Genomic DNA, 20099 nt, shown 5'->3' with positions numbered 1-20099 from the left:
GTAGATGTTTTATTATGTTTTTTAGATGTTTTTGTTATGAGTGAAGAGAAAAAGTTCCCATTGAGAGAGGCAGAGTTGCCATGGAAGTTGATGGAGTATAATGGGATAGACATTAATTGGTTGCAGAGACAACATGATTTGGTGAAAACTCTTTGTGCTGGGCTAGAGACAAGTGCTCTACCTATCTATATGCGAGAGCAGTTTACTTACGAGGATCGTGAGTTGTTCAAAGCAGAAGGGAGAGATATTCCTGATGTTAAAGAACGTGCGATAGTAGAGGGTACCGCTCGAGTTTATATTGACAAAGAGAGTAATGAGGTGAAGTTGCTACTGACCTCAAAAAGACCTTTTCCTGACCTCAGGGAGAAAGATAGTGTTTATATGGGACATAAGTTCACTGAGGAGGATATTTTCATGCTGTTGTCCACTAATTCAATTGGTAGGGCTGTTGAGCTGACCAATAGAAATGGAGAAAAGTTTGAAGCTTTTGTGGGCATGCATCCTATTACTAATGCGATGCGTTATATGCGAGTGGAGCACGCTGTAAAGCAGATCCCTGAGCAAGTTTGTGGTCATACATTCACTCCAGAGGAGATGGAAACTCTTAAGCGGGGTGACGTTGTGAAACTTACTGGTCTTCAAAGTCGCTATAACGATAAGACCTTTGACTCGTATTTCATGTACGATGCAAGCACATGGAATACTAAGTTCCTTAGCGAAAATACGGTTCTTAGGTATCAGAAGGAGCGTGGGGTTATCTCCAAGAAAGCTCCTAAGATTAAAGAGATCGTAGGAGTTGTCAAGTCGCAAGAGAAGCGACAGACTTCACAAAAGAGTCAGACGATCTCTGCTGCTAAGGACAAGGGCGTTAAGAAGAGTATTTAATGGTAAGGAGTTGGCAGGCAAGGCACAGCTTGCCAACTCATATTTATTGTTTGAATTATGGATGTACTTAAACAGTTTAAGAGCGATTGTATAGACAAGCTTTTTGAGGACTTTAAGCCAGATAATGACTACAGCTTCAATGATACTTTTCTACGTATGGCAAAGGAGGGAATGGTCAATTATCCTGATAGCCTATACTGGGATTACATGTATGACGGCAAAGATGGATATGGAGCCTATAGTGCTTTTCGTGATTATGAACTAGCCGAAAAAGTATTTATGCCTAACGCACAAGATTTGCTCGTATTTACAAGCGAAGGGGTCCACGATCAGGGTGGTGAATGGGTGAGTAATGTATTGGCTGGAGGCATACCATCAATTCTTTACAATGCTTATTCTGAATTTGTAGACCAACTGTCGAATTTTATTTATGATGTAGATGAACATGTCCTATTTGGGAAGGTCCTAGAGGATTATGGACCAGAGAAGAGCGTGGATTTCATTAAGCATATTGGCGATGATAATGAGGACTTAGGCTTGAGCGAGATGGAGTTTGACACCTTGGCAAACCATATTGTCTTTGTTTATATCCCAACGAAACTAGCCGACAACTTGGGTCTGGTCAAAGAGTTGTGTCATAATATTAAGAGCGATAGGTTACTATTGTATATGCTTTCTGATATGCTGAATATAGATGATGACGTACATTACACTATTGAGGCTGAGTTGTATAAGAATCAATATCTAGCGAACACGGATAACGATAGGATAAAAGACCGAGCAAAGGAGATTTTTACGAAGCATAAGATAGCTCCTGATTGGCCTGAGATGACCCTTATTGAGGGAAAAAAGTCTATTACTGTCCCCGAGGGTCATCAAAATGGTCCTAAGCGAGGTATGTGTATGTGAGGTGCCTCTTGTTCACAAGAGTGATGAAGAAAGTTGTTTGTTGAAAAATACTAGATTAATAATAAAAAAGAGAATTATGGAGAAGATAATGTTGGTTGGTTACTTGGGAGCTGATGCTAAAGTAGTCACAATTAATGGTGAAGAGAAGTTTATACAGGCATCATGTGCCCCTGTGAAGAGTAAGAAGCAACAAGATCAAAAGAGTTTGAGATGGTATCAGCTTAACTTTAACTTAGGATTAAAGAAGCTATTGCCTTACTTGAAAAAAGGCACACTAGTGGCTGCTGTAGGTGCTTTGAAAATAACTGCGTATGTGGATAAAGAAGGAGTGGCAATGCCTGCTGCGGTGGTGTATGTCGATACAATTGAATTGCTAGGAAGTAAGGATAGTGCAAGTAAGAATGAAACTCCTCAGGAGGTGTCTCAAGATCATTCGCAAGCACAAGTCCAAGGGCAAGCCCAAGGTGACGAGAACCTACCATTTTAATGAGTTGTTTGTTTAATGTTTAAGAGTTAGGAAATATGCTTAGTAGAAGTAATGAACAAGACCTAATGACTATCGCTAAGTGGGCTAGAAATGATGGCACACTACTATCATTGATTGACAACCCCCAGTACCCATCAGAAGTGAAGGTGAAGGCGGTGAAGAATAAAAAGCTAAGTGGTAGCACATTAGGTTATATAGTAGAGAAGGCAACTGACTATAGTAAAGAGGTGCTGATTGGTGCTATTAGTAATCCTAATATGTCTCGTGCCGACCTTAACCGACTAGGGCACCATCATGATTTAGATGTTGCAATGGCGGTCTTTCAGTATTCACCAAGGCAAACTTCAAGTTTGAGCTTTGCAAATGATTTTATATATGATACTCGTATTGAGCTGTCATCGCTCGCATTAGACCGAGCAACGAGTGTGCTTGATGAGATAGAGGCTCAAAATATATTGGACCGAGCCAAAGAGGAGAAAAATCCATCAATAGTAGAAATATGTGTTAGAACCATTTCTAATCCTGTGGTGCTATCCCTTCTAGCCGAAAAGGCAGATGGCTCTCTACTGGAGGCTTTGACTAAAAATAGATACTTGCCCCCTTGTGTGGTGGAAAATCTTTTGACTCGTCAAAATGAAGAGTTGTTGTATAATCTTTCACAATATGTGACATTGACGGACACTCAGCAGGAGCAACTCCTTGCAAAAGCAATTGAGAATAATGACTTGAAGCTCTTCCATAGTTTGATTGAAAATCAAGAGCTCTCTTCGGAGATGATAGAGAGGGTTATCAACGCTAGAGTTGACCTATATGAGCGTTTTGTAAAGGAGAATATGCCATACCTATCGGGTGACCTTCGAGCTGATGTACTCAAGAGCTGTGAGGAACAGTTCGCTCAATCTTTAGGATATAATAAATCAGTTAGTCATAGCTTTATTGCAGATCAGTTTGGGTTGGAAGTTGCCCCTCTTAAGGAAAAAGAACTTTCAATAGATGACTTCTCAATTCAATTGAAGGAGTCTTCTATAATTGAGATTTATGACTTGCTTGAGGGCAGGAAACATCCTGAGCTGTTTGATGAGGATATTATGGCGGTGGCAACGCAAGAAGATCTAGACCCCGACATCAAACAAACCGTTCTGCTAGGAATGGCGAACCGTATAGGTAATTCTTTGCAGACCCTGAATAGCTTACAAAATGAGCTCACATCCCTAAGTAACAACTTGATCGCAACGGTGGGTGAGTCTGCGGTGGCGTATCAGAAGAATTCAAGGGCTTTCCCTTCTGCTCGTACATTTAGAATGAAGTCATTCTTTAGTTCAATGTACAATGTTGCTCAGAAGAGTGTTTCAAAGGGTTTCGAAGGAGTTAAGAGTAGTGTGGAGAAGCAAGTGACGTCATTTAAAGAGGAGGTGTCAAAGACAATCGATAGTGGTATAGAGGCTACTAAGCAATTGTATGATAAGGCTCGGACACATGCACTTGGTTTTAAGCGTATAAAGATTACAAAGTTGGAGAAGAACAAGAAAGGAAGAAGGCTGTAATGCCTAATTCCACATTAATTACTAGCAATTAAGGTCTTTTTGGACTGTATTTGGTTTGAATAATAATTGAATGATTAGCTCGGTGCGTTGGGAAACACACCGAGCTATTTTACTTGAAAATAAACATCTTTCCGAGGAACTGAAATACATTTGGCTTTCTCATGACAATATGGTATATTTGTAAGAGCTACTAATAAGTAGGTGTCTACAGTAACAATGTTTTTTATGACGTTTAGCTTGAGTGTATATGATAGATGGTGAATATATAATTGAAGGTGACCTTAGTTCAAAAGAGAAAAGAGAGGCGTGGGATGCAGCTATTGGCCTTCAAGCTGTAGATGGGCTAGAGGTGTCTCAGTATCTTCGTGAGAAATCTGAGGAGCATATTAATGATAAGCTCACGATAGGGGAAGTAGAAAAACTCGTTAAAAGCTATTACGAAAGGAAGGAGGAGAGGATTGAGATTGATGGGAATACGGAGGAGGCCGACAAAGTGGCAGTAAACATTGCAAAGGTTCTTGGTGAAAAAGCGTTTTCGTTCTCAGTGCCCGGTTTTCTTTCTACTCATAAACGGATATTTGATGGTGTATTTCCATTCGCAGGTCAGCTAAGAAAATATAATATCACCAAAAAAGAATGGGTCCTTGACGGTGACACAGTAAGGTATACCCCTTTTGAGCCACTCGGAATTACACTTGAGTATGATTTAAGTATAGAACGTAATTTTGACTATTCTTCTTTGAAAGAGCCTTCGGAGATCGTATCTCACCTAACAAGATTTGTCGCTGGTCTATGGCAGATACACCCTTTTGGCGAAGGTAATACAAGGACAACAGCTATCTTTACGATTCAATATCTTCGCACATTGGGCTTCAAGGTAGATAACGACTTGTTTAAGAAGAACTCATGGTACTTCCGAAATGCCCTCGTACGTGCAAACTTTCAAAACTTAGATAAGGGGGTAACAAGAGAGTATGTTCATTTGGAACGTTTCTTTGAGAATCTCCTTTATGGAGCGAACCATCCTCTCTCTAATCGATTACTTCACATACGGTGTAATAGCAATGTGAAGAGTATAAATCTATCAGAAGCAAAGAAGTCTAAGGGCATGAAGCCGTAACTATAATGTAGGTGATGAAATTGCCTACGTGTTAATAGTTTATATTAAGGTCTATTATTTGCAGATTATCTTCTACCTCGTATTTTATTTATTTGACTTTGTATCGCTAGCGAGAAATCCATGAAGATACACCTTTGGTGCTATCTTATGATCTGCAAGGTATTTTACCGCTTGTCTTAGGTTGCCTATAAGTGTATTGTATGTGCTATCCTCACTTGTATTATTCATCCTCCCATTTGTGTCTCTTCCTTGAAAGTACTCTCTTATATCATAGAAGCTAGCATTAACGTTTTTGTCGCTATTAGTGTGGTAATATTGCCACAGCTTTCAATCACTATCACTGTGTGTGAAAAAGTTGTATATTTGTAGGGAGAGTCTTCTTCGGAGCAAAGCTAAATGAGTTATGAAACATTCAAATACAAGGAAGTAAGGACATTATGAGAATAGGCGTTGTAGATCTTTTCTGTGGTATTGGAGGTCTGAGTTATGGCCTTAAGACAGCTGGACTTGAAGTCTTGGCTGGCTATGACATTGATCAGACCTGTGCTTTTGCCTATGAAAAGAATAACAATGCTAAATTCATCTATAAAGATATTCGGTCAGTCTGTGGGGGTGAGATTGCAAGCCTTTTAGACGGGGTTGACATCAAGGTCTTAGCAGGTTGTGCTCCTTGCCAGCCGTTTTCTTCTTATGCATTCAAGAATAAGAAGAAAGATCCCAACAAATACGACTTGCTTTACGAGTTCGGCCGCTTAATCAGAGAAGTGCGTCCAGACTTAGTGACGATGGAAAATGTGTCTCAAATTCTAGCCTTTAAGAAGAAGCCAGTCCTAGCGGATTTTGTTTCTCTTCTGAAAAGAGAGGGTTATTTTGTCTCTGTAAATAAAGTATTCTGTCCTGATTATGGTATTCCCCAAAATAGGAGACGACTAGTATTGTTAGCCTCTAAGTTTGGAGCGATAGATTTGATTCCACCAACTAACAACCCTTCAAATTACGCCACTGTAAAGGATGCTATTGGAGACTTGCCCCCTCTTAGTGCGGGAGAGGTTGACCCCAACGACCCTCTTCATCGAGCTAGGATATTGTCCCCTTTGAACCTAAAACGTATTCAGCACACCCCTTATGGTGGTGGTTGGCAAGATTGGCCCGAAAGCTTACGCTTAGAGTGTCATAAAAAAGAAACAGGAAAGAGCTTTGGTAGTGTATATGGCAGAATGGTTTGGGAAAAGCCCGCTCCAACAATGACCACTCTTTGCACGGGCTATGGCAATGGTCGCTTTGGTCATCCAACACAAGATAGAGCAATCTCCATAAGGGAAGCTGCACTGCTCCAAACCTTCCCCAAGTCCTATCAATTCTTTTCTAATGAAAAGGAAGTCTCTATAACTAAAGCCTCAAGATATATTGGCAACGCTGTCCCTCCCCGACTGGGAGAGGTGATAGGCAAAAGTCTAACTAACCATTTGAAGCATTCTTAAGTATGAGTAAGTATTCTATGAGTATGGATCTAAATGTCCTAGAGCATTTAGGCATTAACTTATATAGTAGTATTCCTCCAGTCCTTTCCGAAGTCGTGGCAAACAGCTATGACGCAGATGCCACTGAAGTGAACATTAGTATAAACAAAGGACCTGATCCGGTCATCACCATCCTAGACAATGGAAATGGGATGAGTCTGTCTGATATAAACGAGAAATATTTGAAAGTAGGTTATCGAAAGCGCGATTCAGGAGAAGCGCTTTCTTCTCACTTTAAGCGACCAGTAATGGGACGAAAGGGGATTGGGAAGTTGTCTTTGTTTTCAATTGCCGATAGGATTGAAGTTCATACTAAGTGCAAAGAAGATGCTGGCGAGGCTTTTGTTATCGAACGAGATGAACTAGAACAAGTGATACGTGATGGAGCAAGTACCTTTTCCCCAAGAGAAGAACCTTTTGACCCATCCTTATTGGGAGAATCGGGTACCTTTATCAAGCTTTCAGAGTTGAAAAAAGGGGTCTCCCAGTCCGAGACATACTTGCGTAGAAATATAGCTCGCAGATTTTCTCTCATTTCTACTGAGGATAACCCTTTTGAAATTCAAATAAATGGGAACCCCGTATCTATCACAGATAGGGGGTATATTGACAAGGTAAACTATGTTTGGTTTATTGGCGAATATGACGTAAAGCGACTTGGCAACAATACAAACCTCTTAGAAAAGCCTATTCAGCTAGAAGGCGATTTAGAAAAAGGGTATAAGGTCTGTGGTTGGATTGGCTCTGTCTCTAAACCGAGCGATTTGAAGAATGATGATGCGAGCAATAACAAAATATCTATTATCGTCAGGGGTAAGCTTGCTCAAGAAGATGTCCTCTCAAGCTTTTCTGAGGGTGGCGTATATGCAAGCTACCTTGTCGGCGAAATCTGTGCAGACTTCCTTGACGAAGACGATCTTCCCGATGTTGCTACCAGTAATAGGCAACAGATTAAAGATACAGATGAAAGATATATAGCTCTTCAAGCGTTTGTGCAGAAGATTCTCAAGCGAATCCAAGGGGATTGGACAAAGCTTCGGAATGACACTAATGTGAAGAAGGGACAGAAGGATATTCCAGAGCTTAAAGAGTGGTTTGAAACTCTTAAGGGAGATAGTAAGCGACAAGCAGAGAGAATCTTTCAAACCATTGAGAACTCAACGATAGACGATGACGACCTCGATAAAAAACGAGAGCTTTATGGCTATGGCATTCTTGCTTTTGAACGCTTGCGGATTGCAGATAATCTCTCGGCACTAGAAAAGTTGGATAGTACAGATATGCTTGAGCAGTTTGGTTCAGTCTTTTCAAGGATGCAAGACGTCGAGGCAGCCCTCTATTATGATATTGCGTCTCAAAGGGTCTCTGTACTGAAACAATTGACGGCATATTGTGATGAAAACAGCAAAGAAAAAATTCTTCAAGAGCACCTGTTTAACCATCTTTGGTTATTAGATTCATCTTGGGAAAGGGCAACAGAAGGCTCTGAGCGTCTTGAGAGCAGTGTCACAAAAGAATTTAACGAAGTGTCTGAGAGTCTGACGGAAGAAGAGCGTAAAGCTAGAATAGATATTCGATACAAGAACGTTGCTGGTAAGCACATCATCATTGAGCTCAAGCGGTACGAGATGACGTATAAGTACAACATCTTTAATGCAGCTGAGCAAGTCGATAAGTATAGAAATGCTTTACAGAAGTGCTTGAAAGCAATTGATCCCAATGATACCACACCTATTGAAACTATACTTATAGTTGGTCCGAATGCTTTTAAGGATGTGGACTCAGACCAAATAGAGCGAATCTTACAGTCTGTTGGGGCTCGGGTGGTTCGATATGACCAGCTCATTGAAAATGCAGAGACAAGTTATAGCGATTACCTAGAAGCCAACAAGGAAGCTTCGAAAATTAGATCTATCGTAAACAAGTTGATTTAACTGAATCAGAATATGAATGAGTTGTCGCTTTCATGCAATAAGAAAGGCTCTAAAGGAATTTGCCTACAGAGGATTTGGATACCCTCTAATAACTTTATTCCGGATTTTGTTTACGACTCTACAGCATATAGATGTAATGAGAGGGGTGATCAAGTTCTTTCTAAAGGGGTTTCTATTTGGGTTCAATTAGAAGATGATTCTTACAACCTGTATGAATTATAACAGGAGTTTTCTTTGCAGGAACTATTGAGGGTAGCTGAGACTCTTCTTCGTTGCTGAAAAGTCAATGTAGCTGATTATCTTGGTGCAATCATAGTCTCCAAAGAGTTTTTTAGCAACCATATTTTAACCTCTTCTTCACGTTTTTTGTTCCGTAGCTTTAGTGTCTTTCTTGTCCCTCCTTTATATTTCGATGTCTTTGTCCAATGTATTCCATCATGCCTCCAAGTGGAGGTATGATGGAATAAAAGGGTCCTCAATTAGATTGGTACTTCGTGATTCTTGAGGTACTCGTCTATCATCTCAGTAAAGAGCTGCTTGAGCGTTTTTTGCTGTAACATCGCTAGGATGCGAAGCTTAGTGTGTTGCTCCTTTAATAGAGGTATATTACTGTTTACATATTCAGCATTAGTAGTGGTTGTTTCAGTGCCCTTCTTAGGCTCTTCTGTCTTCTTGTTGTCTGTTGTAGGTTGGATCAAGTTGTCAAGACCCTCAAATTTCTTAGCCATATTGAATGTTTAATTTAGTTGTTGGATTACAAATATAATACAATTATTCTATACTTTTATGCTTCTACAGAACTGTCCTCTTTCTGAATAAGCTCTTCACAGAGTGCTTGGTAGTCCTTCGCTCCATTTGAGTCTGAGTCGTAGGAGAATATATCCTTGGCTAGTGCTGCCGTCTCAGCAAGCCGTACATTATCTCTGATCTTAGTGTCAAACACGAGACCGGGATAGTGGGTGGTAGCGGCCTGTAGTACCTCTCTATTAATGATCTTACGACCGTCAAACTTAGTGACAAGAACGCCCATAATCTGTAGATCCTTATTAAGTCTTGACTTCACCTTGTCGATAATAGAAAGAATAGTGCTCATCCCCTTAAGTGATAGTGGTTCTGCTTCAATTGGAATAATCACGTGAGTAGAGGCAGTCAACGCATTAAGCGTTAGAAGACCGAGTGAGGGAGGACAGTCAATTATGACGTAATCCAATTGTGAGAGATAAGGTGCTAGAAGTCCTTTTAGCAGTAGCTCACGGCCGGGCTCGTTTGAGAGCTCCACTTCGGCAGCTTGAAGATCCAATGTCGAAGGAACAACCTTCGCTCCAAAATCATTCAGGTAGATAGGTAATCCATTACCAGCCTTTAGAGCGGTGTAGATATTTTCCTCTTGCTCACCAATCCCTAATAGAGAGGTCAGGTTAGCTTGCCCATCCATGTCAATACCAATCACTCGCTTGCCTTTGTTAGTCAACCCTGCAATAAGGGATGCAGATGTGGTCGTTTTACCGACCCCCCCTTTGTGGTTTACCACAGAAATAACTTTTGTCATACTTTTAGTGCTTTAATTTGATATATATTAATGTTGCTATGCGATTATTGTTTTATTCTTTTATGCAAACATACGAAGTATTTTTGACCTTACAAAATAATTCGCTATATAAATAATATTATTCTATTATTGTAGTATTTGTATATGGGATTAGCTCTCCCCTGTTAAGCGTTTTGAGGAGCGAGGTGTAGTCCATTTTCTGCTATCATTTTTCTTTTTCCTATTGTGTCTTGTGTAGTTGCTCCCATCCGACAGTCTAAAATCCACATTTATTTGTAGCTTTGTTCTGACATCGGGAGAGTTATCAATGATGTTAAACAACTCGTACCACCTCCGATGCACTTTCTGCCCCTAGCGAATTGATTTCGTTAGGGGTGCTTTGTTTTTGAGTATTTTCTTTCTCATAGAGTTCTCCTACATTTATAGTAGTTGCTAATCTATCTCCTTCTTCTTCCCCAATTCCTCTCTGCTTGCCTTTGATACATTTTTCCAATTGCTACGGCATTATTGTCACCAGTATTTCCGCCTAAACCATCAATAATATCATCCAGCAACTCGTTTCTATCGGAGCGTGAGTATCGTTGTGATGTGTCTTTTGCATGTGTTTCTGCCCATAAGGGCTTGTCAATAACATCGTTAATCCAAAAGTTCTCACCACCTTCTTCAAAGTAATTTTTGAGGAGTAGGGTAGAATAGTGTGTGCTAAGTTCATTAGAACTAATAAGAACATGGTGTTTGTTATCTGCAAAAATAAGATTGCTGATTTCTCCATTTTCGTCCCTTTCCACCATGGTCTCAATACTCATATCCGATAGCCGTTTAATGAACTCCTCAAACGAGCAGTCAGTATGTAAGGCTCTACTTATTGCCTTTTCTATGCAATATGCACGCTCTTTATTTAAGGTCCACTGATGTCCTACTCGCTGGTTGAAATAGTCATCAAGAGCATTTGCTGAAAACTCTGTTCCAACATACGACCCATTACAAACAATGCCTCTCCTTAGGTCAATATAAGTAACACCATAGATTCTCCCTTCGTCATTAATTAACAACCGAACACTTATCCCTAAGTCATTCAGATTGTCAATAAACTTAATTGGATCTTTGGCATTCCGTAAGGACCAAATGACCGCATATTTAATTCTATTAGATAAGTACTCCTTCCATTGTTTTTTATTGGCTTTGAATTGTACATCAAGTTGCTTCCTAAGATAATAATATCCGAGATCGCTGGCCTTAATCCCTACACTAACTCTTTCATTTTCCTTAATGATACTATAAACTAAACCACTCTCTTCTTCATTTGTCTTGCTCTCATCTTTTGTTGTCTCCAACGAAATATTATAGCCATATAATAATGCAGATAATTCACCAATACTCTTTGGACTATAGACATCCATAACATAATCAACAACCTCTTTTATCCTATTCGCCAAATTACCTTCTGAGTAAATAATCGGTGTGGGAGCAGTGGCTAACTTCTCTGCCTTTTCCTCTTTTAAGTGTTGGTTTGGTGGCTTGATCCCATATTTTTTACTGAGTTCTTTTAGTATTTGCCAAGACCTTTTCTTTAGAAAGCGGTCGTTTATTTTTTCTCCTTTGCTATCAACATTCAATGAAACAACATGGTAGTGTGTCCTATCAATATCCTCGTGTTTGAAGACAATATATGGCTGTCCTCCATACCCAAGTTTTTCCATGTAGTCATCAATAAAATACTCTATTGTTTGGTCGTCCAAGTTGTCATCTTTGTGTGGATTTATAGATGCATGAAATACAATATTTACGGTTCTATAGTGCTCGGGAAGTGTGTCGTAAAAGCGTTGCTTTGTGATTTCAAAGAATACATCTTCTGTGTTTTTGAACTTCAAACCTCTAGTGTATAACACTGACGCTTCTCCCTTCTCGACCTTTCTAAAGTTGTATCTAAGTGTTACAGCGAGGTAGGGATGAGGTGGTTGTATTTTGGTGATCATAGCCTTTCTTTAATAGTAAAATCTCTATTCATTTCCATCAATAGATCCTTATATTGCCTATTGATTTTCTGAATGACACCCTTCGCCCAAGGAAAGAAATCATCTGGAATACCCATACCAATGTTAACCCCATAAGCGATTTGATTCATATTAACTCCGATCATCCGTGTCTGATAGATTAACTCTTCTAGTAGTTCAATTAGCTCTGGGTTTTCTTTGTAAACCTCTCTTACTTTTACCTCTTCTTCGCTCACTAAAAACCTTAAATAGTCAGATATTGTTTTCAGATTTAACTCTTTCATCTTACGATTCAATATCTCAAAGTCTTCATTTTGCATTCTAAATGAGACTATTTTCTCACCCGATTTATTCTGTATTTTTTCAATCTTTCTTCCGTTTCCCATAACCAATAGCTTATGTTCTTTTACCTTCGTCCTACTACATTTGGAACGTAGGGCAAAGGTGTTTAGAAGAATGCACATCCTCAAAATTCCCCAATTGTCGCATAGCGTGAGTTGGGTTCTAAGGTTATAGGAGGAGTAAACATCTGAAAATGATGTGCCTAAATTCAATAAAGATTGACCATGGATTTTGCCCTCGGGCAAGGAAAGGGAACCCACACTCTGCGACTTTGGAGCAGAGTAACAACACCACTTCCCCAATGCCTCCGGAGGGGCTTGGGGAGGGGTGTACGTCTTTTGTATACAAAAGACACATCTTGCAATAGGGTATATTTTATGGTCTCTGGTCTCTGGTCTCTGGTCTCTGGTCTCTTGGTCTCTGGTCTCTTGGTCTCTGGTCTCTTGGTCTCTTGGTCTCTGGTCTCTGGTCTCTGGTCTCTTGGTCTCTGGTCTCTTGGTCTCTGGTCTCTTGGTCTCTGGTCTCTTGGTCTCTGGTCTCTTGGTCTCTGGTCTCTGGTCTCTATCGCCCCCATACCTCTTTTCCCTTTTTCAAATTAATCGTATGCGGCAATTGGGTAAGTCTCCAAAAATCCAATTTGCGAACGTACATTTGTGGCGTAAATGTAATTCCAAAACTTTAGAGATGTCTAAGACATGAGCGCAATTGAGAAATTGAAAAAAATAGCAGAGAAGCATGGGGAGAGCCCTTTAGACTTTTACGATCATCTTGTGGTCGCAAAAAAGAATGCTGCTATATCTCCTCTTTACAAACAAAGTTTGGAAAAAGAAGAAAAGTATGACGAGAAATCAGACCCATACGTGAACGCATGCAAGTACTATAAAGAGTGTGCATTTAATGGAATACAAGACCCCGAAGTGATCTTAGCTTTGACACGAGAGGAGGTTAGCAAAATGCTAACTTCTGACAACTCTAAAACCCTAGACGCCTTGTTTCAACAGTTGAATAAAGCATCGTACGAGGGAAGTGGTGATGTTAATAATTGGAAGAGAACCCCTATAAATGATGAGTTTATTGAAACGATGTGTGTCAATGAAAAGGTAGATAATAAGGAGTATGATAAAATTATTAGAGATACAAGGTTTTTGCTGAAAACAACACTTGAAGATGACTTGTTCAATGGAGAAAAGGATCAAGTAAGGACTTTTATTCAAGAGAATAGATCATCTATTTCTCAAATGAGGATAAGAAATAATTCCAAGGTGAGAACGATTAGATTGAAGAAAGACGTGTGGAATAAAGTGGAAGGATTTCGACCTTCAAACTCTGATGACCTCTCTACTCATGATCTAATCCGAGGGGTTTATTTGTTAGTTCTCAAATTTGTTTTGGATGGAAAAAAGCATTAGAATGTTAGTTATTAATAATAATAATTGAAATGGAAAAAAGAAAAATAAGGGTCGCTATATCAGGCATAAAGGGAGGAACGGGAAAATCTACCGTTGCGATGTTTTTAGGCCTTATTAGTCGTGAATTATATGGCAAGACAGTCTGTTTAGTAGATTGCGATGAATACCAAGAAACATTGTCTCACTTGTCTAAAACAGAAGAAACACTTCTATTAAACAAGCCAAATTTCTTTCAAGAGTTGAATGGAAAGCGAGCAAATAAATCAAAGTATTTTGCACCGTTGCCAGTTGAGAAAATAAGAGATCTTTCAGAGAGTGCCATCAAAGGTGTTGAGTCTCGTCATCCCGAGTGTGACTTGTTTATATTTGACACAAAAGGGTCAGAAGTGGAGCCCGAGTTTATGCTTCAACTAACTCAGATGGACTATATTATTGTACCTTTAATACTAGATAACACCAGTTTGAGACCATCTTATATGTGGATTAGAGGTATGCTTTATTCACTAGGTCAGAAGGGTTATGGCGATCGAAATAAAGGAATAATGTTGTTATTCAATAAGTATAATATTGATGATCCAGACCAAAGAAGACATAAAGAGTGGTGGGTAAAAACAGCCAAAGAAGAGGGATTGGAAGTCGTAAAATCTGAGGTGTTCGCTAATGAATTAATTGGGAAGGGAGTAGACGTATCTGGGAATGAATCTGTCTTCTTCCAATCAATTTCAATTGTCCCAGATGATGGTACCCTCATCGTGACAAATGCTAGTGAGGTGGTGAAAAATATCATTGAATTTATCGATGGGGCACAAGTGGAAAATGGGGTCAAGGCTCGTAGGGTAACTAAAGAGCGACACATCATTGATAATGATTTTATTGTAAGTAAAATAGATGAACTCTTATTAGCTTTGAATAAGACGAAAGGGTTTGTTCAAAACAATAATGTGTCTGCAACTCAGCTTCGCATGATTGAAGAATGGATTGATTCTTTGGGAATTTCCAAGATAAAATATCTCATGGAGGATGTCCCATATATGCCTGATGACCTAGCTTCTTCTTCTTTTTTCCCTTCCTTAAATAAGGGCGAGAATAGCGAAGAGGTCGATGAAAAAATAGAAGAGAAAGTCACTGATAACTTAACTCCTGACGATCCAGAAGAGGCATCGGATTTGAGCGAGCTGGACAAAAGGGCTATCGAGTTATTTACGAAGTGGCTTAAGGAACAAAAAGAGTAGTAGTGATTGTTAATCACATATATCAATAACTTTAATTTATTATTTAACTATGGAGAAGGTTAGAATTGCCCTAGCAGGGCTAAAAGGTGGTATCGGTAAGACCACATTGTCAATGGTACTTGGTACCATTTTAGGAGAGACCTATAAAAAGAAGGTCTGCTTTGTTGATTGTGACTATTATCAATTTCCTATCACAGCTCAGAAACAGCGTGATGATATTTTCATCAATCGACACCCAGAGCTCGCCAAAGAAATCTTTGAGAGCCGTGGTATGGAGGTTACCAAGAAGATTGCACCACCAATCTACAAGATGAAGGATGGTTTTGACGTGACAGTTATGCCTGAGATGGTGGAGGAAACTTACCCTGATTATGATGTCTATATTTATGACTTCATGGGTTCTCAAGGGTACTCGGCGGTGTATATCTATTTGACTAAGATGGATTACATCATCCTTCCGACTGTCATTGACTCTGTCAACTCACGTCCTACTTTTTATTGGATGCAAGGCATTAACTTCGGTCTAAAGCTCGTAAACGAGAGTGGACAAGAGACCCCTCGATTGAAGAAGTCTTTTTTGCTCTTCAATCAGTTCAATGATGAGAATTGTGACTTAGCCCTAAAGGCATGGCTGGAAGATGAGGCAGCGAAGGCTAATGTTGCTACACTTCAAAACACAGTGCTTCATTTTAGAGGTGCTTCTCGAGATTTTAGCTGTGTTTCAAGGGAGAATATGGATTTCTTTGTCTCGGTTTATTTGCAACCATCGAAGTTGTATCTGGAGGAGACGAATGTTCATCAGGTGGCAGAAGAAATATTCCTTGATACTGGTATTATTGAGGATAAGAAGGTAGCGCCACAAGTGATCAAGGATCCTATTATTCTTCATAAGACTATCATTGAGGATTTGAAGCAACAGCTTGATGAGTTGACAGAGCTTACGGGGAATGTGACAGGTGCTATGTCGGATCTCTCAGAAAAGCACAAGGAGATATTGGCAACCTACCAGAACCTTTGCTCTATGTCGGTAGAGGAGATCAAGAGGGTTTTCGGTCGTACCCCAGTTCCTATGCCAGAGGTCCCCGAGGAGAGACCAGTTGAGCAAACCCAAAGTGCAGAAGAGGAAATGCCCTCTGAGCCCACAGAGAAGCTAGAGGAGGGAGACCATGAAACCGAACAACAGCAGTAAGGCTGAGTTTGAGAAGATGTTTTCTGAGGCTATGGAGAAGGAAGAAAATAAAAGTCCAACTGACATCGACTTGTTTGCTCAGATTGACTATAGCAATAGCAAGGTGACCATTGAGATAGACAGCGATGTCTTTGATTTGGCTCGGTGTCTGTGTTTCATTAAGCCTACTATCTCTCCTCAAGACCTGTTGTCAAATATTGTTTTGAAGGGTATTATTGATGCTTGTGACCCTTACGCTGATAAGGTGAAGTCAACATTCAAAAGAAACCCTTATGATAGAATTGTGAAATGTTTGAGAAAGGAGGTTGAAAATGATTAACAATATTATCTTACAGGTTGGTGGGCTGATCATCATTCTGATTATTGTGTTGACCCTTGCTTTTTACCTCATTTATCCTATGGTTACTGAAAATAGACTTAAGAATAAACGAGGTTCGGAAAAGGAAACTGATAATTCGGTTGACCTTGATGATGGAGGTGAAGAGCTGGAACAGTCTAGCGATAATCCCATGGGAAAAAGCGAAGGGCAAGAGGAGAACCAATCTGATGGGAAGGAAAAGGAGAAGTCTGAAAGCCGTTCCTCCCCAATGATGGACTATGCGAACGCAGCTAATGCCATTATGAATGAAGATAAACGAGTGGAAAATATTGTGGAGCGAGAAAATAATGACATGTTGGGTAGACACCCATTGCCAGACTACAAAGATGACCCCTCGTCTATTGACCTTGTAGAACTAGATGCTCTTCGAAGAGATATTCGAAGAATGACTAGAGAGCTCTCTATGGTAAAGAGGAGCAATGCGGATTTGCAGAAGATGATTATGGAACTGCAAAAAGACCATGCTGATGCTCTTAGTCGTGTTGCAAATACAGACCTTTGGGCCGCTGAAAAGCAGAGATGGGCCTCTGATTTTGAGAAGGCTTATAGATCGTATGAGGAGCAAAAAGCTAAGCTGCCACCACTAGAGAAGAAGGATAGTAAGACTAGCGATTCTAATAAGTCTTAGTACGCTTATATCAAGTGCTGTAAAGCCTCAGTAGAGTTTATCTTTACTGAGGCTTTCTTGTTTATAGCGTCTTACTTATGCGGCAAATTGAATTGTTGCTCAAGTGGAGCCCATTCATTTAGTTTTGCTGTGATTGTTTATTATTAAAGAGAGTTGATATATGGCAAATACAGAATTAGATAAGATGGTGGACTTCTTTCGAATGGTCTCCTTCTTTTTCTTATTGGTACATTTTTATGTTTGGTGTAAACCTCTATTTGTTCAAATAGGGTTGACTCACCCAATAGTGGATGATTTATTTCTTGCCTTTTTCAAGCCGATAGGTTTTTATAATGGTCCATTGGTCTCAAAAATGGTTGTGGCTCTTATGGTGGGGATAAGTTGTCTTGGTTCTAGTGGAAAAAAGAAACCTGATGTTGATATTAAAATCGCCATTTCAATATTAGCGGTTGGCACTATAATATTTTTGATTAGTGTCATACTACTACCGTTGTCTATGTTGATCTATGTTGTCGTAAGCCTACTATCTTTCTTCGCTATTTTTTATGGCTCTGTCTTAGTGTCACAGCACATCTCATATAACCAGAATATTGATGACCCCTTCAATGACGAGAATGAGTCGTTTATGCAGAACCAAGAGTATATGGATAATGAGTTTTCTGTGAATTTGAAGAGCCGTTTCTATTATAAGAAGAAGTTTCATGAGGGTTGGATAAATGTCATTAATCCTTTCCGTGCTACGATGGTCCTCGGGACGCCGGGTTCGGGAAAGTCGTTTGCGGTCATCAATCAGTATATTAGGCAGCATATTGAAAAGGGGTTTACAATGTATATATATGACTTTAAGTTTCCTGACCTCACGGAGATAGCATACAACCACTTTGAGCTGTACAAAGAGCGGTATAAAGATGTTACGGTGAAGACGGGACCCGGACAGAAGCAAAAAGGTAAAATCCCTAATTTCTATATCGTCAATTTCGATGACTTACGAAAAACGCACCGTTGTAATCCTTTGCACCCATCGTTCCTAGAGGATATTTCAGACGCATACGAGAGTGCGTACGTTATTATGATGAACCTTAATAAGACTTGGGTGGAGAAGCAAGGTGAGTTCTTTACGGAATCTGCTATTATATTTACGAGTGCATGTATCTGGTTCCTAAAGTTGTATCAAGATGGAAAGTATTGTACTCTTCCTCACTTGCTAGAGTTGATTAGTACTGACTATAAACAGCTCTTTCCAATTTTGATGTCTTATGATGAGCTGACTAACTATATGAGACCGTTCGTAGGCGCATGGGAGGGCGGTGCTCAAGATCAGTTACAAGGTCAGATTGCGAGTGCACAGCTTGGTATTGCTCGTATTACCTCTCCATCGCTTTATTGGGTGATGAGTGGTAATGACTTTAGTCTTGACGTTAATGACCCAGATGATCCAAAGATCTTATGCGTTGGTAATAATCCATTGCGACAAAATATCTATGCAGCTGCTTTGGGTCTTATCAACTTCCGATTAGTGGCTCGAATAAACAGAAAGTATAAGCAGAAATGTAGCGTGATTGTAGATGAGTTGCCGACTATTTATTTCCGAGGTCTTGATAACTTGATTGCAACAGCCCGTAGTAACTTAATCTCTGTATGCCTTGGCTTCCAAGACTTCACTCAGATTATTAGGGACTATGGCGATAAGCAAGCGAAGGCTATCATCAATACAATTGGTAATCTATTTAGTGGGCAGGTGACTGGAGATACAGCAGATTCACTGTCAAAGAGGTTTGGGCAGAATGTGCAAGCACAGCAATCGACCTCTATTAACGAAACGGGTACATCTGTATCTCTATCTAGTCAAATGCACAATCTAATTCCATCAAGTAAGATCTCTACTTTGTCGCAAGGACAATTTGTAGGCTCTGTTGTGGACAACTTTGGTGAGAATATTAAGGTTAAGATGTTTAACTGCCAGATCGTAGTTGATACAAAGAAGATAGAAAAAGAGTCGGCAAATTGGAAGCCACTGCCTGTCCTCGCAAATATGATAGACGATGAAGGTGAGGACCGACTACCTCAGATTGTACAAGACAATTATATAGGGATAAAAAAGGAGGTTGAGCAAATAATTAAAGATGAGACTGCTCGTATAGCTGCTGATCCATTGCTTTGTGGTTTGCTAGTTACAGATGATTAATAGGCACAAAACGAAATGAGACATAAGATAATATACGTCTTATTGTGCATAATGGTGCCTTTTGTTTTCTCTTTTTCCAATGGTCCTGTTAGCGAATGGTATGATGACGCTTCATGGGCATCAAAGAGGGTAAATCCATATATAGGAAGAAGTGTTAGCCTCCCTAAGAGTGCCCATATTGATTTGTTGCCTTTTTACTCTCCCACAGATGGGTTGGGCCGTACAAGTAGTAAATATGGCTGGAGGAAGTCAATGGGTAGAATGCATCGTGGAGTGGATATTTCTGTTCCAATGAATACTCCAATCTATTCAGCATGGGATGGCGTTGTACGGACAACGGGGAACGAGAAAAAGGGTTATGGCTATTATGTGGTGGTAAGACATTACAATGGTCTCGAGACTGTATATGCTCACTTGAGTAAAGTGTTGTCATTTCGTGGCGATGTCGTAAGGGCTGGAGATGTTATTGGATTGAGTGGTAACTCAGGGCGAAGCACAGGACCACACCTGCACTTTGAGACTCGGTTTCTTGGTGGAGACTTCAATCCATCATTGATAATTGATTTCAATAAGTCTACGGTTAAGAACAAAACCTTTCTTTGGACGAAGTCACTCTATCCTAAGAAGAGGGTGGGGGGTAGTCTCCGTACCTATCGACTAAAAGCTGACGCCACATTAGAGGAACTTTGTGAGGAGAAGAATTGGGATCTCGAGGAGCTCTGCCTCCTAAATGGGCTTTTACCAGATATGGAATTGAAAAAAGGAAGAATAGTTAGAATAATTTGAAATCAAC

General features: G+C 39.9%; 18 protein-coding genes. 14 read left to right on the top strand and 4 right to left on the bottom strand.

The window, feature by feature from the left end; all coding sequences use genetic code 11:
- Positions 1–36 precede the first annotated feature (36 nt).
- The 7 genes from MWL85_RS05005 to MWL85_RS04975 all read left to right on the top strand — a co-directional run bounded on the left by MWL85_RS05005 (position 37) and on the right by MWL85_RS04975 (position 8399).
- Complete coding sequence (locus MWL85_RS05005; protein ID WP_244401687.1) at positions 37–885, top strand: DUF3945 domain-containing protein; 849 nt, start codon at positions 37–39, stop codon at positions 883–885.
- 57 nt (positions 886–942) lie between these two features.
- Positions 943–1794 carry a hypothetical protein gene (locus tag MWL85_RS05000; RefSeq protein WP_244401686.1) on the top strand — a complete coding sequence of 284 codons (852 nt, stop codon included), beginning with the start codon at positions 943–945 and terminating at the stop codon, positions 1792–1794.
- 76 nt (positions 1795–1870) lie between these two features.
- Positions 1871–2281 (top strand): single-stranded DNA-binding protein, encoded by a 411-nt coding sequence (locus MWL85_RS04995; protein ID WP_244401685.1) that lies wholly within the window; start codon positions 1871–1873, stop codon positions 2279–2281.
- 35 nt (positions 2282–2316) lie between these two features.
- Positions 2317–3825, top strand: coding sequence for a hypothetical protein (locus MWL85_RS04990; protein WP_244401684.1), 1509 nt, complete (start codon positions 2317–2319; stop codon positions 3823–3825).
- Positions 3826–4072: 247 nt separating this feature from the next.
- Complete coding sequence (locus tag MWL85_RS04985) at positions 4073–4945, top strand: Fic family protein (protein WP_244401683.1); 873 nt, start codon at positions 4073–4075, stop codon at positions 4943–4945.
- Between the two features lie 437 nt (positions 4946–5382).
- The gene (locus MWL85_RS04980) at positions 5383–6426 is read left to right on the top strand and encodes a DNA cytosine methyltransferase (protein ID WP_244401682.1); all 1044 of its coding nucleotides are present in this window, start codon (positions 5383–5385) and stop codon (positions 6424–6426) included.
- A gap of 2 nt (positions 6427–6428) precedes the next feature.
- A complete protein-coding gene (locus MWL85_RS04975) occupies positions 6429–8399 on the top strand; it encodes a BbrUII/HgiDII family restriction enzyme (RefSeq protein ID WP_244401681.1) in 1971 nt (656 codons plus the stop codon).
- 479 nt (positions 8400–8878) lie between these two features.
- Here MWL85_RS04975 and MWL85_RS04970 read toward each other — a convergent pair whose 3' ends face one another.
- From MWL85_RS04970 to MWL85_RS04955, 4 genes are all read right to left on the bottom strand, one after another.
- Positions 8879–9127, bottom strand: a complete 249-nt coding sequence (locus tag MWL85_RS04970) for a hypothetical protein (RefSeq protein WP_244401680.1) — start codon at positions 9125–9127, stop codon at positions 8879–8881.
- 56 nt (positions 9128–9183) lie between these two features.
- Complete coding sequence (locus MWL85_RS04965; RefSeq protein WP_244401679.1) at positions 9184–9948, bottom strand: ParA family protein; 765 nt, start codon at positions 9946–9948, stop codon at positions 9184–9186.
- Positions 9949–10385: 437 nt separating this feature from the next.
- Positions 10386–11924, bottom strand: a complete 1539-nt coding sequence (locus MWL85_RS04960; RefSeq protein WP_394802114.1) for a relaxase/mobilization nuclease domain-containing protein — start codon at positions 11922–11924, stop codon at positions 10386–10388.
- Positions 11921–12328, bottom strand: a complete 408-nt coding sequence (locus MWL85_RS04955) for a plasmid mobilization protein (RefSeq protein WP_244401677.1) — start codon at positions 12326–12328, stop codon at positions 11921–11923. Before MWL85_RS04955 ends, MWL85_RS04960 begins: the two co-directional genes overlap by 4 nt.
- 651 nt (positions 12329–12979) lie before the next feature.
- On the opposite strand from MWL85_RS04955, the gene MWL85_RS04950 reads away from it, so the two are divergent.
- The 7 genes from MWL85_RS04950 to MWL85_RS04920 all read left to right on the top strand — a co-directional run bounded on the left by MWL85_RS04950 (position 12980) and on the right by MWL85_RS04920 (position 20092).
- The gene (locus MWL85_RS04950) at positions 12980–13693 is read left to right on the top strand and encodes a hypothetical protein (RefSeq protein WP_244401676.1); all 714 of its coding nucleotides are present in this window, start codon (positions 12980–12982) and stop codon (positions 13691–13693) included.
- Between the two features lie 29 nt (positions 13694–13722).
- Entirely contained in the window at positions 13723–14925 is a 1203-nt protein-coding gene (locus tag MWL85_RS04945; RefSeq protein WP_244401675.1) for a nucleotide-binding protein, read from the top strand.
- A gap of 49 nt (positions 14926–14974) precedes the next feature.
- Positions 14975–16114, top strand: coding sequence for a nucleotide-binding protein (locus MWL85_RS04940; RefSeq protein ID WP_244401674.1), 1140 nt, complete (start codon positions 14975–14977; stop codon positions 16112–16114).
- Complete coding sequence (locus MWL85_RS04935) at positions 16092–16433, top strand: hypothetical protein (RefSeq protein ID WP_244401673.1); 342 nt, start codon at positions 16092–16094, stop codon at positions 16431–16433. The genes MWL85_RS04940 and MWL85_RS04935 overlap by 23 nt, the downstream gene beginning before the upstream one ends.
- Complete coding sequence (locus tag MWL85_RS04930; protein ID WP_244401672.1) at positions 16426–17121, top strand: hypothetical protein; 696 nt, start codon at positions 16426–16428, stop codon at positions 17119–17121. Before MWL85_RS04935 ends, MWL85_RS04930 begins: the two co-directional genes overlap by 8 nt.
- Positions 17122–17281: 160 nt before the next feature.
- On the top strand, positions 17282–19306 hold the full coding sequence (locus MWL85_RS04925) for a YWFCY domain-containing protein (RefSeq protein ID WP_244401671.1): 2025 nt from the start codon (positions 17282–17284) through the stop codon (positions 19304–19306).
- Between the two features lie 252 nt (positions 19307–19558).
- Positions 19559–20092, top strand: a complete 534-nt coding sequence (locus MWL85_RS04920; RefSeq protein ID WP_244401670.1) for a M23 family metallopeptidase — start codon at positions 19559–19561, stop codon at positions 20090–20092.
- Positions 20093–20099: the final 7 nt, after the last annotated feature.

It is taken from the genome of Porphyromonas somerae, assembly GCF_022845615.1.
Taxonomy (GTDB): Bacteria; Bacteroidota; Bacteroidia; order Bacteroidales; family Porphyromonadaceae; genus Porphyromonas_A; species Porphyromonas_A somerae.
The sequence above is the reverse complement of the archived record's forward strand: the minus strand, read 5'-3'. Positions and strand labels throughout refer to the sequence as shown.

Bases quoted from the DNA above. Each gene is read 5' to 3' on its own strand.
- MWL85_RS05005 (WP_244401687.1), top strand. From the start codon at position 37: ATGAGTGAAGAGAAAAAGTTCCCATTGAGAGAGGCAGAGTTGCCATGG.
- MWL85_RS04945 (WP_244401675.1), top strand. From the start codon at position 13,723: ATGGAAAAAAGAAAAATAAGGGTCGCTATATCAGGCATAAAGGGAGGA.
- MWL85_RS04920 (WP_244401670.1), top strand. From the start codon at position 19,559: ATGGGTAGAATGCATCGTGGAGTGGATATTTCTGTTCCAATGAATACT.
- MWL85_RS04935 (WP_244401673.1), top strand. From the start codon at position 16,092: ATGAAACCGAACAACAGCAGTAAGGCTGAGTTTGAGAAGATGTTTTCT.
- MWL85_RS04965 (WP_244401679.1), bottom strand. From the start codon at position 9,948: ATGACAAAAGTTATTTCTGTGGTAAACCACAAAGGGGGGGTCGGTAAA.
- MWL85_RS04930 (WP_244401672.1), top strand. From the start codon at position 16,426: ATGATTAACAATATTATCTTACAGGTTGGTGGGCTGATCATCATTCTG.
- MWL85_RS04985 (WP_244401683.1), top strand. From the start codon at position 4,073: ATGATAGATGGTGAATATATAATTGAAGGTGACCTTAGTTCAAAAGAG.
- MWL85_RS04980 (WP_244401682.1), top strand. From the start codon at position 5,383: ATGAGAATAGGCGTTGTAGATCTTTTCTGTGGTATTGGAGGTCTGAGT.
- MWL85_RS04955 (WP_244401677.1), bottom strand. From the start codon at position 12,328: ATGGGAAACGGAAGAAAGATTGAAAAAATACAGAATAAATCGGGTGAG.
- MWL85_RS04990 (WP_244401684.1), top strand. From the start codon at position 2,317: ATGCTTAGTAGAAGTAATGAACAAGACCTAATGACTATCGCTAAGTGG.
- MWL85_RS04975 (WP_244401681.1), top strand. From the start codon at position 6,429: ATGAGTAAGTATTCTATGAGTATGGATCTAAATGTCCTAGAGCATTTA.
- MWL85_RS04950 (WP_244401676.1), top strand. From the start codon at position 12,980: ATGAGCGCAATTGAGAAATTGAAAAAAATAGCAGAGAAGCATGGGGAG.
- MWL85_RS04970 (WP_244401680.1), bottom strand. From the start codon at position 9,127: ATGGCTAAGAAATTTGAGGGTCTTGACAACTTGATCCAACCTACAACA.
- MWL85_RS04925 (WP_244401671.1), top strand. From the start codon at position 17,282: ATGGCAAATACAGAATTAGATAAGATGGTGGACTTCTTTCGAATGGTC.
- MWL85_RS05000 (WP_244401686.1), top strand. From the start codon at position 943: ATGGATGTACTTAAACAGTTTAAGAGCGATTGTATAGACAAGCTTTTT.
- MWL85_RS04940 (WP_244401674.1), top strand. From the start codon at position 14,975: ATGGAGAAGGTTAGAATTGCCCTAGCAGGGCTAAAAGGTGGTATCGGT.
- MWL85_RS04995 (WP_244401685.1), top strand. From the start codon at position 1,871: ATGGAGAAGATAATGTTGGTTGGTTACTTGGGAGCTGATGCTAAAGTA.
- MWL85_RS04960 (WP_394802114.1), bottom strand. From the start codon at position 11,924: ATGATCACCAAAATACAACCACCTCATCCCTACCTCGCTGTAACACTT.